Origin of the sequence: Pseudomonas sp. PAMC 26793 (assembly GCF_000313235.1) — a bacterium.
GTDB classification, from domain to species: Bacteria; Pseudomonadota; Gammaproteobacteria; order Pseudomonadales; family Pseudomonadaceae; genus Aquipseudomonas; species Aquipseudomonas yamanorum.
This window is the reverse complement of record NZ_AMXG01000015.1, coordinates 301969-318015: the sequence shown is the minus strand read 5'-3', so window position 1 is coordinate 318015 and position 16047 is coordinate 301969. Positions and strand designations below refer to the sequence as shown.

Genomic DNA, 16047 nt, shown 5'->3' with positions numbered 1-16047 from the left:
CACAAATTTTGTATGCCGGACTCTTTAGTTGAAGCTGTGAAGATCAAATGTGGGAGCGGGCTTGCTCGCGAATGCAGTGGCTCAGTCACCTGAAATGTTGAATGACACACCGCTTTCGCGAGCAAGCCCGCTCCCACACTTGACCTCACTGATTTCAAGATCGTGTCCGGCATTTTTTCCTGTGAGTTTTTCGAGTTAAGGAGTGACACCATGCTGGTGATGCGCCCCGCGCAAATGGCTGATCTGGGCGAGGTACAGCGTCTGGCTGCGGACAGCCCGATTGGTGTCACTTCCTTGCCGGATGATGTCGAGCGCCTGAGCGACAAGATCGCCGCGAGCGAAGCGTCCTTCGCCGCCGAGGTCAGCTTCAACGGCGAAGAAAGCTATTTCTTCGTGCTTGAAGACTCCGACGCCGGCAAGCTGGTGGGCTGCTCGGCCATCGTTGCCTCGGCGGGCTACTCGGAACCGTTCTACAGCTTCCGTAACGAGACCTTTGTGCACGCGTCCCGCGAGCTGAAGATCCACAACAAGATCCACGTGCTCTCGCAGTGCCATGACCTCACCGGCAACAGCCTGCTGACCAGCTTCTACGTGGTGCCGGAACTGGTAGGCTCGCCGTGGTCGGAACTCAACTCCCGTGGCCGCCTGTTGTTCGTGGCCGGTCACCCGGAGCGCTTCGCGGATTCGGTGGTGACCGAGATTGTGGGCTACAGCGACGAGAACGGTGATTCGCCGTTCTGGGACGCCATCGGCCGCAACTTCTTCGACCTCAACTACGCCGCCGCCGAGCGCCTGTGCGGGTTGAAGAGCCGGACCTTCCTGGCCGAACTGATGCCGCATTACCCGATCTACGTGCCGCTGTTGCCGGACGCCGCCCAGGAAGCCATGGGCCAGGTGCACCCGCGGGCGCAGATCACCTTCGACATCCTCATGCGCGAAGGCTTCGAGACTGACCATTACATCGACATCTTCGACGGCGGCCCAACCCTGCACGCACGGGTCTCGGGCATTCGCTCGATCGCGCAGAGCCGTGTGGTGCCGGTGAAGATTGGTGAGATGGTCAAGGGTGTCGGCCGCCAGTACCTGGTGAGCAACGGCCAGTTGCAGGATTACCGCGCGGTGATGCTGGAACTGGACTACGCACCGGGCAAGCCAGTGACCCTGGACCTGGAAACCGCCGAAGCCCTGGGCGTCGGCGAGGGTGCCAGCGTTCGACTGGTAGCGGTTTAAGAATGAGTTTCGCGGGTGGCCTGCAAGGCGGCCCGTTTGAGGAGATAGCATGATCGTTCGTCCCGTACGCAGCAGCGATTTACCGGCCCTGATTGATCTGGCGCGCAGCACCGGCACCGGCCTCACCACCTTGCCGGCCAACGAAGAGCGCCTGACCCATCGGGTCGGCTGGGCTGAAAAGACCTTTCGCGGCGAAGCCGGGCGCGGTGATGCGGACTACCTGTTCGTGCTGGAAAACGACGAAGGCCGCGTGGTGGGGATTTCCGCCATCGCCGGTGCCGTCGGCCTGCGTGAGCCTTGGTACAACTTCCGGGTCGGCCTGACGGTCAGCGCCTCTCAGGAGCTGAACATTTACCGTGAAATCCCGACGCTGTTCCTGGCCAACGACCTGACCGGCAACTCCGAGTTGTGCTCGTTGTTCCTGCACGCCGATTACCGCAACGGCCTTAACGGTCGCATGCTGGCCAAGGCGCGCATGCTGTTTATCGCGGAATTCCCGCAGTTGTTCGGCAACAAGATCATCGCCGAGATGCGCGGCATGTCCGACGAAGCCGGGCGCTCGCCGTTCTGGGAAAGCCTGGGTCGGCACTTCTTCAAGATGGAGTTCAGCCAGGCCGACTACCTCACCGGCGTGGGCAACAAGGCGTTTATCGCCGAGCTGATGCCGAAGTTTCCGTTGTACACCTGCTTCCTGTCTGAAGACGCGCGCAACGTGATCGGCAAGGTCCACACCGACACCGAGCCGGCCCTGAGCATGCTCAAGAGCGAAGGCTTCAGCTACCAGGGCTACGTCGACATCTTCGACGCGGGCCCGGCGGTGGAGTGTGAAACCACCAAGATCCGCGCGGTACGTGACAGCGAAGCGCTGGTGCTGGCGATTGGCACGCCGGGCGACGACGCCACGCCGTTCCTGATCCATAACCGCAAACGCGAAGATTGCCGCATCACCGCCGCACCGGCACGGTTGGCTGCGGGCACCCTGGTGGTCGATCAACAGACTGCCAAGCGCCTGCAACTGATCGCCGGTGATCAAGTGCGTGCCGTACCGTTGTCCGCTGCCCGGGAGTCGAAATAATGAATTCGTTGTATATCGCAGGTAGCTGGTTGGCTGGCCAGGGTGAAGTCGTTGAATCCCTGAACCCGGTGACCCAGCAGGTGGTGTGGTCGGGTAACAGCGCGACTGCCGAGCAGGTCGAATCCGCCGTTCAGGCCGCACGCCAGGCATTTCCAGCCTGGGCCAAGCGCTCCCTGGAAGAGCGCCTGAGCGTGCTGGAAGCCTTCGCCGCCAACCTGAAAAGCCGTGCCGACGAACTCGCCCGCTGCATCGGTGAGGAAACCGGCAAGCCTTTGTGGGAATCGGCGACCGAAGTCACCAGCATGGTCAACAAGGTCGCGATCTCGGTGCAAAGCTACCGCGAACGTACCGGCGAGAAGAGCGGCCCACTGGGCGACGCCACCGCCGTGCTGCGCCACAAGCCCCACGGTGTGGTGGCGGTGTTTGGCCCTTACAACTTCCCGGGTCACCTGCCTAACGGCCACATCGTGCCGGCCTTGCTGGCGGGTAACAGCGTACTGTTCAAGCCGAGCGAGCTGACTCCGAAAGTCGCCGAGCTGACCGTGCAATGCTGGATCGACTCCGGCCTGCCGGCGGGCGTGTTGAACCTGCTGCAAGGCGCGCGGGAAACCGGGATCGCCCTGGCGGCCAACCCGGGTATCGACGGTCTGTTCTTCACCGGCTCCAGCCGTACCGGCAACCATCTGCACCAGCAATTCGCCGGGCGCCCGGACAAGATCCTCGCGCTGGAAATGGGCGGCAACAACCCGCTGGTGGTGGACGAAGTGGCCGATGTGGACGCGGCGGTGTACACCATTATCCAGTCGGCGTTTATCTCGGCCGGCCAGCGTTGCACCTGTGCCCGTCGCCTGCTGGTGCCGCAAGGCGCGTGGGGTGATGCGTTGCTCGCTCGCCTGGTGGCAGTGAGTTCGACCATTGAAGTCGGCGCGTTTGACCAACAACCGGCGCCGTTCATGGGCTCGGTGATTTCCCTCGGTGCCGCCAAGGCGTTGATGGATGCCCAGGAATTGCTGCTGGCCAATGGCGCCGTGGCGCTGTTGGAAATGACCCAACCCCAGGCCCAGGCTGCGCTGCTGACACCGGGGATTATCGATGTGAGCGAGGTGACGGATCGCGCTGACGAAGAGCTGTTCGGCCCGCTGCTGCAAGTGATCCGCTACACCGATTTCGAGGCGGCGATTGCCGAGGCCAACAACACTCAATACGGCTTGGCGGCCGGGTTGCTGTCGGATTCCGAAGCGCGTTACCAGCAGTTCTGGCTGGAGAGCCGTGCCGGGATCGTCAACTGGAACAAACAGCTGACGGGGGCTGCGAGCAGCGCACCGTTTGGCGGGGTAGGGGCTTCGGGCAACCATCGCGCCAGCGCCTATTACGCGGCGGATTATTGTGCGTACCCGGTGGCCTCCCTTGAGACCCCGAGCCTGGTGCTACCGGTGACGTTAACCCCGGGTGTGACGCTGATCTAAATGTGGGAGCGGGCTTGCTCGCGAAGGCGGTGTGTCATTCAACATTTCAGGCGACTGAACCACCGCTTTCGCGAGCAAGCCCGCTCCCACACTTGATTTGTGGTGTGTTCAAGTAATTTGATGCCTATAAAAATACAGATGTTCGTGGAGCCTCGCCGATGAAATCCTGTGAAGTCAATTTTGACGGTCTCGTGGGGCCGACCCATAACTACGGCGGTTTGTCCTACGGCAACGTCGCGTCCCAGAGCAACAGCCAGCAGTCCTCCAACCCGAAGGAAGCGGCGCTGCAAGGCCTGGCGAAGATGAAAGCGCTGATGGAAATGGGCTTTGTGCAAGGTGTGCTGGCGCCCCAGGAACGTCCGGATGTGGCCGCCTTACGCAGCCTCGGTTTTGCCGGCACCGACGCTCAGGTCATCCAGCAAGCCGCCAAACAAGCCATGCCGTTGTTGGTTGCCAGTTGCTCGGCGTCGAGCATGTGGGTGGCCAACGCCGCCACCGTCAGCCCGAGCGCAGACACAGCCGATGGCCGCGTGCATTTCACGGCCGCCAACCTCAACTGCAAATACCACCGCAGCATCGAGCACCCGACCACCAGCCGCGTGCTGGGGGCGATGTTCGCTGACCAGAGGCACTTCGCCCACCACGCCGCCTTGCCGGCCGTGGCGCAGTTCGGCGACGAAGGCGCGGCCAACCACACGCGTTTCTGCCGCGACTATGGCGAGGCGGGCGTAGAGTTTTTCGTGTTCGGCCGCAGTGCGTTCGACACCCGCTACCCGGCGCCGCAAAAGTACCCGGCGCGCCAGACCCTCGAGGCCTCCCAGGCAGTCGCTCGCCTGCACGGCCTGCGGGATGACGGCGTGGTCTACGCCCAGCAGAACCCGGCGGTGATCGATGCCGGTGTGTTCCACAACGACGTGATCGCGGTGGGCAATGGCGAGGTGCTGTTCTATCACGAGGATGCGTTCCTCAACACCGAACAGATGCTCGGCGAGCTGCAGGGCAAACTCGGCAAGCTCGGTGGCAATTTCCAGTCGATCTGCGTGCCCCGTGCCCAGGTCGGCGTTGAAGATGCGGTGCGTTCCTACCTGTTCAACAGCCAGTTGCTGAGCCGCGCCGACGGTTCGATGCTGCTGATCGTGCCGGAAGAATGCCGCGCCAACGAACGCGTCTGGCAGTACCTGCAAGGCCTGACATCCTCGGGAGGGCTGATCCGCGAAGTCAAGGTCTTCGACCTCAAGCAAAGCATGCAGAACGGCGGTGGCCCGGCGTGCCTGCGCTTGCGCGTCGCGCTGAATGAAACCGAACTGGCGGCGGTCAACCCAGGGGTTATCATGACGGCGCCGTTGTACGACACGCTGACCCAATGGGTCGACAAGCACTACCGCGACAGCCTGCGGGAAACTGACCTGGCTGACCCGCAATTGCTGCTTGAGTGCCGGACGGCACTGGATGAACTGACGCAAATCCTTAAACTGGGCTCGGTTTATCCTTTCCAGATCAATTAATGCCGCACGGCTGAGAACTATTTATGACCACCGACACCCTGAAACTGATCCTTGAAGACACCGACGGCACCCAGCTGGAAACCTCCTGCACCCGCGTCGCCGTGGTGTGGCAGGGCAAGGAGATCTGGATCCAGCACGACGGCCGTGGCCAACTGTTGATCGGCGTTGACGTGGAAGAGGGCGACGCGGAATACGCCAACCTGCTGATGCGCCCATTGGCCACCAACCTGATGAGCCTGCAACTGGAAATGGAACCGGCCGACGTTGAAGGTGATGACGACGATCACGTCCACGGTCCTGGCTGCAACCACTAAGGAAGCTGCTTATGCTCGCCCTCGGCAAACTGCTTGAACTGACCCTCGCCGGTCGTGAACCGGCGCAAAAAATTCAACTGACTGTCGATGGCGTGCAACTGCGCTGGCTCAGTGAGGGCGCGCTGGAAGTGCGGCCTCCTGAAGCGCGGGACAACGGCGGCGACGTGCTGCTGTCGTCTGGCATCCATGGCAACGAAACCGCGCCAATCGAATTGGCCGACCGCTTGCTGCAAGGCATTGCCCGTGGGGAGATCAAGCCCCGCACCCGTATTCTGTTCCTGTTCGGTAACCCCGAGGCCATGCGCCGCGGCGAGCGTTACCTTGAACTGGACGTCAACCGGCTGTTCAACGGCCGTCATGAACAAAGCATCGGCCCCGAAGCCATGCGCGCCGCCGAGCTTGAGCAGTTGGCCCGCACCTTCTTCAGTGTGCCGGGGCGTAGCCGTTTGCACTACGACCTGCACACCGCCATCCGTGGCTCGAAGATCGAGCAGTTCGCGCTGTATCCCTGGAAAGACGGTCGTCAGCATTCGCGCCGTGAACTGGCGCGCCTGCGAGCCGCCGGCATGGAAGCGGTGCTGCTGCAGAACAAGACCTCGATCACCTTCACCGCGTTTACCTACGAGCAGCTTGAGGCCGAGTCCTTCACCCTGGAGCTGGGCAAGGCCCGGCCGTTCGGGCAGAACCAGGGCGTGGACGTATCGCGCCTGGAAACCCGCCTCAAGCAGATCATCGAAGGCAACGAGCCGGCCACCGAGAGCCTGGACGGCTTGAAGCTGTTCAGCGTCTCCCGGGAAGTGATCAAGCACAGCGATACCTTCGTCCTGCATTTGCCGGCGGACGTGGAAAACTTTTCGGAGTTGGAGAAGGGTTACCTGCTGGCCGAGGACATTGCCAAGACCCGCTGGGTAATCGAAGAGGAGGGCGCACGCATCATCTTCCCGAACCCGAAGGTCAAGAATGGCTTGCGCGCAGGGATACTGATTGTGCCGACCACGGATGCTGGCCTGGCCTGACTCCCGAGACTGACTCGGTCAAATGTGGGAGCGGGCTTGCTCGCGAAGGCGGTGTATCAGTCAGACATGTATTGACTGACACTCCGCTTTCGCGAGCAAGCCCGCTCCCACATTTGCTTGGTGGTGTTGCTTAAACCGCTACCGCCCGTGGCTCATTGCGACGCAGTGCGCGAACCTTGTGCAGGGTGTCGGCGCAGGTGCGTGCCGCTTCCTGGCCCTTGTGCACGAAGTGCTCATAAAAGAACGTGTGGTGCTCGCTGCCCGCGTGGAAGTGGTGCGGGGTCAGGGATACCGAGAACACCGGCACTTCGGTTTCCAGCTGGACCTGCATCAGGCCGCTGACCACGGACTGGGCCACGAACTCGTGACGGTAGATCCCGCCGTCCACCACCAGGGCGGCCGCGACGATACCGGCATAACGGCCGGACTTGGCCAGCAGCTTGGCGTGCAGGGGCAATTCAAAGGCGCCGCCGACTTCGAAGAAATCGATGTCCGATTCCTGGTAGCCCTGGGCGATCATTTCGGCGAGGAAACCTTTACGGCTCTGATCGACAATATCCTTGTGCCAGCAGGCCTGGATAAACGCGACGCGCTCGCCGTGATGGTTTTTGCTTTTGCTGTCGATTGCGGTGGGTTGCATGTTCTGACTCCTGTTTAAGAAAAAAACAGGGCGTTATGAATCGAATGGGATTTAAGGGTACGCACAGCTGGCTCATGTAACCATGACGTCAGCGCGGCCCTTAGGTGCCAATCCCGTTCTCTCTTCATCCGGACTATGACCGTCGGCCCCGGGATCACACCGGGTCTGCTGACCTTGTCGCCGTCCTGCCGAGGCAGTTCGAGGCGCCAAGCGCTCGCGGGCTATGCACATTGCGTGCAATTACCGCCGGTGGGGAATTACACCCCGCCCTGAGAACGTTGCCGCCAGAACCCTGGCGGCGGAGAGTTTTTATCATGGTTTTTCAGAAACTGCACGGTTGGTTTATCGATAGCCTATATCGGTTTGTTTGGTTGGTATTCGATTGTGCAAGCGCGGGGCTTGATATTCCGCGGGTTTGCCCGCAGTAATCGTTAATACAAGAAACGCTCCAATCCGCTAGAGGCTAGTTTGATGACCGTGATTGACCTGCGCAGCGACACAGTGACCCAACCGACCCCAGGCATGCTCGAGGCGATGGCAACGGCTGCCAGTGGCGACGACGTTTACGGCGAAGACCCGAGCGTCAATCGCCTGGAAGCCGAACTGGCCAAGCGCCTGGGTTTTGCCGCCGCGTTGTTCGTGCCCACCGGCACCATGAGCAACCTGCTGGCGTTGATGGCGCACTGTGAGCGTGGCGAGGAATACATCGTCGGCCAGCAGGCCCACACCTACAAATACGAAGGCGGCGGCGCGGCGGTTCTCGGCTCGATCCAGCCACAACCCCTGGAAGTGCAGGCCGACGGTTCCCTGAACCTGGAGCACGTGCTGGCGGCGATCAAGCCGGACGACTTCCACTTCGCCCGCACCCGCTTGCTGGCGCTGGAAAACACCATGCAGGGCAAAGTCCTGCCCCTTGAGTACCTGGCAGCCGCGCGGGCGTTTACCCGGGAGCACGGCTTGGCCTTGCACCTGGACGGCGCGCGGCTCTACAACGCGGCGGTCAAGCTGGGTGTGGATGCGCGGGAGATTGCCCAGCACTTCGATTCGGTGTCGGTGTGCCTGTCCAAAGGCCTGGGCGCGCCGATCGGCTCGGTGTTGTGCGGCTCCACGGCATTGATCGCCAAGGCCCGCCGTTTGCGCAAAATGGTCGGGGGCGGCATGCGTCAGGCCGGTTCGCTGGCGGCGGCGGGGCTGTACGCCCTGGATCACCAGGTGCAGCGCCTGGCCGACGACCACGCCAACGCCCAATGGCTGGGGGATGAGCTGCGCAAGGCGGGTTATACGGTGGAGCCGGTGCAGACCAATATGGTCTACGTGGATATCGGTGATCGGGCCCAGGCCTTGAAGGCGTTTGCTGCCGAGCGCGGGATCAAGTTGAGCGCCGCGCCGCGTCTGCGCATGGTCACTCACCTGGACGTCAGCCGGGCACAGATCGAGCAAGTGCTCGCGACATTTGTCGAGTTTTCCCGGAAATGACAGTGCAGACCGTCTAATTGACTGTTTCTATCACATAAACACGCTGTACCACGGGCAAAGGGCCGATATAATGCGGCCCTTTGCCGTCGCTCCGTCTGATGACGTTTAGCACTGGCCTTTGGCCGCAGCCTCCGTGGAAGAACCTAATGAAAAGCGCAGAAATCCGTGAAGCCTTCCTTCGCTTCTTCGAAGAGCAAGGTCACACCCGTGTCGCCTCCAGCTCCTTGATCCCAGGCAATGACCCAACCCTGCTGTTCACTAACGCGGGGATGAACCAGTTCAAGGACTGCTTCCTGGGCCAGGAAAAGCGCGCCTACACCCGCGCCACCAGCAGCCAGAAGTGCGTACGCGCCGGCGGCAAGAACAGCGACCTGGAAAACGTGGGCTACACCGCCCGCCACCACACATTCTTCGAGATGCTGGGCAACTTCAGCTTCGGCGACTATTTCAAGAAAGATGCGATCACCTTCGCCTGGACCTTCCTGACCGGCGTGCTGAAGCTGCCGAAGGAAAAACTCTGGGTCACCGTCTACGCCACCGATGACGAAGCCTACGACATCTGGACCCAGCAAATCGGTGTGCCGGTCGAGCGCATGATTCGCATCGGCGACAACAAGGGCGCGCCTTACGCCTCCGACAACTTCTGGACCATGGGCGACACTGGCCCGTGCGGCCCGTGCACCGAGATTTTCTACGATCACGGCGCCGACATCTGGGGCGGCCCACCGGGCTCGCCGGAAGAAGACGGCGACCGCTACATCGAAATCTGGAACAACGTGTTCATGCAGTTCAACCGCACCGCCGATGGCGTGTTGCATCCGTTGCCAGCGCCGTCGGTGGACACCGGCATGGGCCTGGAGCGGATCAGTGCGGTGATGCAGCACGTTCACTCCAACTACGAGATTGATCTGTTCACCAACTTGCTGAGCGCTTCGGCCGCGGCCATTGGCTGTGCCAACGACAATCAGTCGTCGCTCAAGGTGGTGTCGGACCACATCCGCTCCTGCGGCTTCCTGATCGCCGACGGCGTGCTGCCGTCGAACGAAGGCCGTGGCTATGTGCTGCGCCGCATCATCCGTCGCGCCTGCCGTCACGGTAACAAGCTGGGCGCCACCGGCAGCTTCTTCTACAAGATCGTTGCCGCGCTGGTGGCCGAGATGGGCGATGCCTTCCCGGAACTCAAGCAGCAGCAAGCCAACATCGAGCGCGTGCTGAAGGCTGAAGAAGAGCAGTTCTCCAAGACCCTGGAGCACGGCCTGAAGATCCTCGAGCAGGACCTGGCCGAGCTCAAAGGCACCGTGGTGCCGGGCGACGTGGTGTTCAAGCTGTACGACACCTACGGTTTCCCGATGGACCTGACCGCCGACATCGCCCGCGAACGCGAGCTGACCATCGACGAAGCCGGGTTTGAGCGTGAGATGGAAGCCCAGCGTGTACGTGCCCGTTCCGCCAGCTCCTTTGGCCTGGACTACAACACCCTGGTAAAGGTTGATGTAGCGACTTCGTTCATTGGTTATGAGGCCACCGTTGGCTCGGCCAAGATCGTGGCTATCTATAAGGACGGCAAGTCGGTGGACGTGCTGAACGAAGGTGATGAGGGCGTTGTAGTCCTCGACCAGACCCCGTTCTACGCTGAATCCGGTGGCCAGGTGGGTGACTGCGGTTTCCTCAGCTCGACGTCCGGTCGCTTTGAAGTGCGCGACACCACCAAGACCGGCGGTGCTTTCCTGCATCACGGCATGCTGGTACTGGGTAACCTGACCGTCGGTGCGCCGGTGGACACTCAGGTAGATGCCGACGTACGGCATGCAACCGCTTTGAACCACTCGGCCACTCACTTGCTGCACGCCGCGTTGCGTCAGGTGCTGGGTGAGCATGTGCAGCAGAAGGGTTCGTTGGTGGATAGCCAGCGCCTGCGTTTTGACTTCAGTCATTTCGAGGCGATCAAGCCTGAGCAGTTGAAGGCCCTGGAAGACATCGTCAACGCCGAGATTCGCAAGAACACTCTGGTGGAAACCGAAGAAACTGACATTGAGACCGCCAAGCAAAAAGGCGCCATGGCGTTGTTCGGCGAGAAGTACGGCGACGAAGTGCGCGTACTGAGCATGGGCGGCAGCTTCTCGGTGGAGCTGTGTGGCGGTATCCACGCCAGCCGTACCGGCGACATCGGCCTGCTGAAGATCATCAGCGAAGGCGGTGTGGCTTCCGGCGTGCGTCGTATTGAAGCGATCACCGGTGCTGCGGCCCTGGCTTACCTCAATGCGGCAGAAGAACAACTCAAGGAAGCGGCCGGCCTGGTCAAGGGCAGCCGCGACAACCTGATCGACAAGCTCTCCGGCGTACTGGAGCGCAACCGTCAGCTGGAGAAACAGCTGGAGCAGTTGCAGGCCAAGGCGGCCAGCGCGGCGGGCGACGATCTGTCGGCTTCCGCCCTGGACATCAAGGGTGTGAAAGTACTGGCCGTGCGCCTGGACGGTCAGGACGGCAAGGCGCTGTTGGCCTTGGTCGATCAGTTGAAGAACAAGCTCGGCCGCGCAGTGATCCTGCTCGGCAGTGTCCATGAGGAGAAGGTTGTTCTGGTTGCCGGTGTAACCAAAGACCTGACTGGCCAACTCAAGGCCGGTGATTTGATGAAGCAAGCCGCTGCGGCAGTGGGCGGGAAGGGCGGTGGTCGTCCGGACATGGCGCAAGGCGGTGGTGTTGACGCCGGCGCCCTGGACGCGGCCCTGGCCCTGACCGTGCCGTTTGTCGAGGCAGGTATTTAAGACGCTGTTAATGAGCCCGTGGTCTAGTCGCGGGCTCAGTCAGTGCGGGTTGATTGAATAACAGGCGCCCCTTTACGGGCTGAGGCGGCTTAGAAATGGCTTTGATCGTACAGAAATTTGGAGGCACCTCGGTCGGCTCTGTCGAAAGAATCGAGCAGGTCGCCGACAAGGTTAAGAAATTCCGCGATGCCGGCGATGACCTGGTGGTGGTGCTGTCGGCCATGAGCGGCGAGACCAATCGCCTGATCGATCTGGCCAAGCAAATCAGTGGCGATCAGCAACCGGTTCCCCGTGAGCTGGACGTGATCATTTCCACTGGTGAGCAGGTGACCATCGCGTTGCTGGCCATGGCGCTGAACAAGCGTGGGGTGCCGGCGGTGTCCTACACTGGCAACCAGGTCCGCATTCTTACGGATAGCGCGCACACTAAAGCACGCATCCTGCAGATTGATGACCAGAAGATTCGCGCTGACCTGAAGGCCGGTCGTGTGGTGGTTGTCGCCGGTTTCCAGGGCGTCGACGAGCACGGCAACATCACCACCCTCGGTCGTGGCGGCTCCGACACCACCGGCGTGGCCCTGGCGGCAGCCCTGAAGGCTGACGAGTGCCAGATCTACACCGATGTGGATGGCGTCTACACCACCGACCCGCGGGTTGTGTCCGTGGCCCAGCGCCTGGACAAGATCACCTTCGAAGAGATGCTGGAAATGGCCAGCCTCGGTTCCAAGGTATTGCAGATCCGTGCCGTTGAGTTTGCCGGCAAGTACAACGTTCCGCTGCGCGTACTGCACAGCTTCAAGGAGGGTCCGGGCACCCTCATTACTATTGATGAAGAGGAATCCATGGAACAGCCGATCATTTCCGGTATCGCTTTCAACCGTGATGAAGCCAAGCTGACTATCCGTGGCGTGCCAGACACCCCGGGCGTGGCTTTCAAGATTCTGGGCCCTATCAGTGGCGCGAACATCGAAGTCGACATGATCGTGCAGAACGTTTCGCACGATAACACCACCGATTTCACCTTCACCGTGCACCGCAACGAGTACGATGCGGCGGAGCGGATCCTGCAGAACACCGCGAAGGAAATCGGCGCCCGTGAAGTGGTCGGCGATACCAAGATTGCCAAGGTGTCGATCGTGGGTGTGGGCATGCGCTCCCATGCGGGCGTTGCCAGCCGCATGTTCGAAGCCCTGGCCAAGGAAAGCATCAACATCCAGATGATTTCCACCTCGGAAATCAAGGTGTCGGTGGTGATCGAAGAGAAGTACCTGGAGCTGGCTGTACGCGCATTGCATACCGCGTTTGAGCTCGACGCTCCGGCCCGACAGGGCGAGTGATGCGTTGCCAGGAAGGCGCGGTTATCCGCGCCTTTCATTTTTTTGCCGGGCGCGTGGTGAAGACCTGTTCTTTTGCCTGCGCTCGACAATACTTAGGCGGTAGGGCTACGGCCATCTGGTTGTAGGTCGAATGCCTTTTTTTTGCAGACTGTTGTTCCCGAAATGAAATGCGTGAGGAGAAAGGTATGTTGATTCTGACTCGTCGATGCGCAGAAAGCCTGATTATTGGTGATGGCGAAATCACCGTGACCGTGCTCGGCGTCAAAGGCAATCAAGTGCGTATCGGGGTTAACGCTCCGAAAGAGGTGGCTGTCCACCGCGAGGAAATCTACCTGCGGATCAAGAAAGAGAAGGACGAAGAACCAAGCCATTAATTTTTATCGTTTTTTATGTTTGCAAACGGGGATGAAGCTGGTTAATATACGCCCCGTGTTGCGGAGAGCTGGCCGAGTGGCCGAAGGCGCTCCCCTGCTAAGGGAGTACACCTCAAAAGGGTGTCGGGGGTTCGAATCCCCCGTTCTCCGCCATTATTTGCTTAGTACGTTGCAATCTGGTTTTTTCGCTAAGTTGTTGAAATTAAACGAAAAAATAGCTTTACATAGAGATTGAACGGCCTATAATGCGCGGCAACAAATGCACTCGTAGCTCAGCTGGATAGAGTACTCGGCTACGAACCGAGCGGTCACAGGTTCGAATCCTGTCGAGTGCACCATTTAAGAGTTAGTTGCAGCAATGCAGGTAACTTGGCTTCAACCAGTTGTGATCTGGTCTAAAAACACAATCTGCACTCGTAGCTCAGCTGGATAGAGTACTCGGCTACGAACCGAGCGGTCACAGGTTCGAATCCTGTCGAGTGCACCAAACAACAAAAAGCCCGCCTAGTGCGGGCTTTTTGCCGTCTTGGATTTTTATTTGCCGTGGCGCCTTTTTCTCCCGCCCATGTGTTTTCCTTTCAAGCGGCGTCGTCGCAGTTCATATGTGTGGCCAATGTTCAGCTTTGTGTCGCAAGCGCTTGTTCTTTCCAGTTTTTTGACGTTAAAAGCGGCCGCCCGGTGTATCATTGCGCCCGTCAGCCCCGCCGGGGCTTGTGGAACACCTCCATGGACTTACCCAGTAGTTACTCAGTACCCCGTTTTACCAATCATGAATTGACTGATTGATCCTTCCGGCGTGCCCCGCTGCTGGGAGTGGAGTTCGCCTATGACCGAAGTTGAAGTAAAGAAAACACAAGAAAGCCTGCAGGATCGCCTGGCTCAAGTCGTCGAGCTGCTGCAGCGCCAGCGTGTGGTCGAAGACCTGACCCATCGCCAGGAGGGCGCGAATCATGACCGGGTCGAGAACCTGGTCCACCGGCAAAACCTTGTCGAGCTGCAGCGCAAGCTCGATGACCTGCACTCTGCCGACGTTGCCTACATCCTCGAAGCCTTGCCGCTTAATGACCGCCTGACGCTTTGGCAGTTGGTCAAGGCTGATCGCGACGGCGACATCCTCCTCGAAGTATCCGACTCGGTCCGTGAAACCCTGATCGCCGACATGGACGATCACGAGCTCCTGGCTGCCGCCAAGGACATGGATGCCGACGAACTCGCTGACCTGGCTTCCGAGCTGCCGCGTGACGTCGTCCATGAGCTGATGGAAACCCTCGACGCCCAACAGCGTGAGCGTGTGCGCTCGGCGCTGTCCTACGACGAGGAGCAGGTCGGTGCGTTGATGGACTTCGAGATGGTCACCATCCGCGAAGACGTCAGCCTGGAAGTGGTTTTGCGTTACCTGCGCCGCCTCAAGGAGCTGCCAGGCCACACCGACAAACTGTTCGTGGTCGATTACGAAGGCATTCTCAAGGGCGTGCTGCCGATCAAGCGTCTGCTGGTCAATGACCCGGAGAAGAAAGTCGCGGACGTCATGGCCAGTGACCCTGTGAGTTTCCATCCGGACGAAGACGCTTACGACGCTGCCCAGGCGTTCGAGCGTTATGACTTGATCTCGGCCCCGGTGGTCGACAAGAACGGCAAGCTGATCGGCCGTCTGACCATTGATGAAATGGTCGACCTGATTCGTGAGGAGAGCGAAAGCGAAGTCCTCAACATGGCCGGTCTGCGAGAAGAAGAAGATATTTTTGCGTCGGTCTGGAAGTCCCTGCGTAACCGTTGGGCCTGGCTGGCAGTCAATTTGATTACCGCGTTTATTGCGTCACGGGTGATTGGCCTGTTTGAAGGCTCCATCGAGAAGCTGGTGGCCTTGGCCGCCCTGATGCCGATCGTGGCCGGGATTGGCGGTAACTCGGGTAACCAGACCATCACCATGATCGTGCGTGCCATGGCGCTGGATCAGGTGGGTACCGGGCACGGTAAGCGTTTGATGCGCAAGGAGCTTGCGGTCGCGCTGATCAACGGCCTGGTGTGGGGTGGCGTCATCGGTATCGTGGCTTACCTGCTGTATGGCAGTTGGTCGCTCGGTGTGGTCATGACGGCGGCGATGACGCTCAACCTGTTGCTGGCGGCCTTGATGGGGGTTCTGATTCCAATGACCCTGGTGCGCCTTGGGCGAGATCCGGCCATGGGTGCCAGTGTGATGATCACCGCCATGACCGACAGTGGCGGCTTCTTCATCTTCCTGGGCCTGGCAACCATCTTCCTGCTTTGATCCCTTCTATAGGTCAGGGGGCTTATGCCCCTTGATCCTCTCTTTTCTTTACCAAATCCCAGGCAAAAAAAAGCCAGCCCATGGCTGGCTTTCAGCTTTCGGTTGCCAATCAGTTGGCTTCGGCAGCTGCCTCAACGTCGTGAGCGATAAGCGAGACGAGAGCATTTTGCTGGCGGTGGGAGAGCTGACGAAAACGCTGCAGCAGTTCGCGTTCGTGCAGTGACAGCTCGGGGCTGTCCAGGCGCATGCTCAGCTCGTCGCCCAGCGCACCTTCCTGAATCAGGCTTTGTTCCAGGCGTGCGATGATTTCAGAGTTCATGCTGCGGTGATGATTGCGAGCCACCTCGGCAATGCGTTCCCGCATTCCGTCTGGCAGACGTACGACGAACTTGTCAGCCGTACGGCTGGAATAAATTGCCTGTTTCAATGGGCGCATATATTTAACCGGTTAGTTCAGGGGAGCGGTTTTTGGAATTGGCCGCAAGATGCATGTTAGGACAAGGCTTGCTGCCAAATGTTCAACCTGAATTGCAAAGAGGCCGCATCATGCCTCAGTTTTGCCAGTTCCTTGGCGTCAATT

Annotated in this window: 13 protein-coding genes, 3 tRNA genes and 1 riboswitch; of the genes, 14 read left to right on the top strand and 2 right to left on the bottom strand. The window is 60.2% G+C overall.

What is annotated here, in order from left to right:
- Positions 1 to 210: 210 nt before the first annotated feature.
- From aruF to astE, 6 genes are all read left to right on the top strand, one after another.
- Positions 211 to 1230 (top strand): arginine/ornithine succinyltransferase subunit alpha, encoded by a 1020-nt coding sequence (aruF, locus tag D109_RS0104690; RefSeq protein ID WP_017475894.1) that lies wholly within the window; start codon positions 211 to 213, stop codon positions 1228 to 1230.
- 49 nt (positions 1231 to 1279) lie between these two features.
- Entirely contained in the window at positions 1280 to 2305 is a 1026-nt protein-coding gene (gene astA, locus D109_RS0104685) for an arginine N-succinyltransferase (RefSeq protein WP_003214325.1), read from the top strand.
- Positions 2302 to 3771 carry a succinylglutamate-semialdehyde dehydrogenase gene (gene astD / locus D109_RS0104680; protein ID WP_177325500.1) on the top strand — a complete coding sequence of 490 codons (1470 nt, stop codon included), beginning with the start codon at positions 2302 to 2304 and terminating at the stop codon, positions 3769 to 3771. The genes astA and astD overlap by 4 nt, the downstream gene beginning before the upstream one ends.
- A 158-nt stretch (positions 3772 to 3929) precedes the next feature.
- Positions 3930 to 5276 (top strand): N-succinylarginine dihydrolase, encoded by a 1347-nt coding sequence (astB, locus tag D109_RS0104675; protein ID WP_017475892.1) that lies wholly within the window; start codon positions 3930 to 3932, stop codon positions 5274 to 5276.
- Positions 5277 to 5299: 23 nt separating this feature from the next.
- Positions 5300 to 5590, top strand: a complete 291-nt coding sequence (locus tag D109_RS0104670) for a hypothetical protein (protein WP_003214319.1) — start codon at positions 5300 to 5302, stop codon at positions 5588 to 5590.
- An 11-nt stretch (positions 5591 to 5601) separates the two neighbouring features.
- Complete coding sequence (gene astE, locus D109_RS0104665) at positions 5602 to 6606, top strand: succinylglutamate desuccinylase (protein WP_017475891.1); 1005 nt, start codon at positions 5602 to 5604, stop codon at positions 6604 to 6606.
- Between the two features lie 130 nt (positions 6607 to 6736).
- Here astE and D109_RS0104660 read toward each other — a convergent pair whose 3' ends face one another.
- Positions 6737 to 7246 carry a 6,7-dimethyl-8-ribityllumazine synthase gene (locus tag D109_RS0104660; protein ID WP_017475890.1) on the bottom strand — a complete coding sequence of 170 codons (510 nt, stop codon included), beginning with the start codon at positions 7244 to 7246 and terminating at the stop codon, positions 6737 to 6739.
- A 111-nt stretch (positions 7247 to 7357) separates the two neighbouring features.
- A riboswitch (FMN riboswitch) is annotated at positions 7358 to 7527 on the bottom strand.
- Between the two features lie 190 nt (positions 7528 to 7717).
- Between D109_RS0104660 and ltaE the strand changes: the two genes are divergently transcribed.
- From ltaE to mgtE, 8 genes are all read left to right on the top strand, one after another.
- A complete protein-coding gene (gene ltaE, locus D109_RS0104655; protein WP_017475889.1) occupies positions 7718 to 8722 on the top strand; it encodes a low-specificity L-threonine aldolase in 1005 nt (334 codons plus the stop codon).
- 146 nt (positions 8723 to 8868) lie between these two features.
- The gene (alaS, locus tag D109_RS0104650; protein WP_017475888.1) at positions 8869 to 11487 is read left to right on the top strand and encodes an alanine--tRNA ligase; all 2619 of its coding nucleotides are present in this window, start codon (positions 8869 to 8871) and stop codon (positions 11485 to 11487) included.
- 95 nt (positions 11488 to 11582) lie between these two features.
- Complete coding sequence (locus tag D109_RS0104645; RefSeq protein ID WP_003214308.1) at positions 11583 to 12824, top strand: aspartate kinase; 1242 nt, start codon at positions 11583 to 11585, stop codon at positions 12822 to 12824.
- Between the two features lie 185 nt (positions 12825 to 13009).
- Entirely contained in the window at positions 13010 to 13198 is a 189-nt protein-coding gene (gene csrA / locus D109_RS0104640) for a carbon storage regulator CsrA (protein ID WP_002554426.1), read from the top strand.
- A gap of 62 nt (positions 13199 to 13260) precedes the next feature.
- A tRNA-Ser gene (locus D109_RS0104635) sits at positions 13261 to 13351 on the top strand.
- Between the two features lie 108 nt (positions 13352 to 13459).
- A tRNA-Arg gene (locus D109_RS0104630) sits at positions 13460 to 13536 on the top strand.
- Positions 13537 to 13608: 72 nt separating this feature from the next.
- A tRNA-Arg gene (locus D109_RS0104625) sits at positions 13609 to 13685 on the top strand.
- A gap of 339 nt (positions 13686 to 14024) precedes the next feature.
- On the top strand, positions 14025 to 15467 hold the full coding sequence (gene mgtE, locus D109_RS0104620; RefSeq protein WP_017475887.1) for a magnesium transporter: 1443 nt from the start codon (positions 14025 to 14027) through the stop codon (positions 15465 to 15467).
- Between the two features lie 109 nt (positions 15468 to 15576).
- Here the strand turns inward: mgtE and D109_RS0104615 are convergent, their stop codons facing one another.
- Positions 15577 to 15903, bottom strand: coding sequence for an Arc family DNA-binding protein (locus tag D109_RS0104615; protein WP_003175643.1), 327 nt, complete (start codon positions 15901 to 15903; stop codon positions 15577 to 15579).
- Positions 15904 to 16047 lie beyond the last annotated feature (144 nt).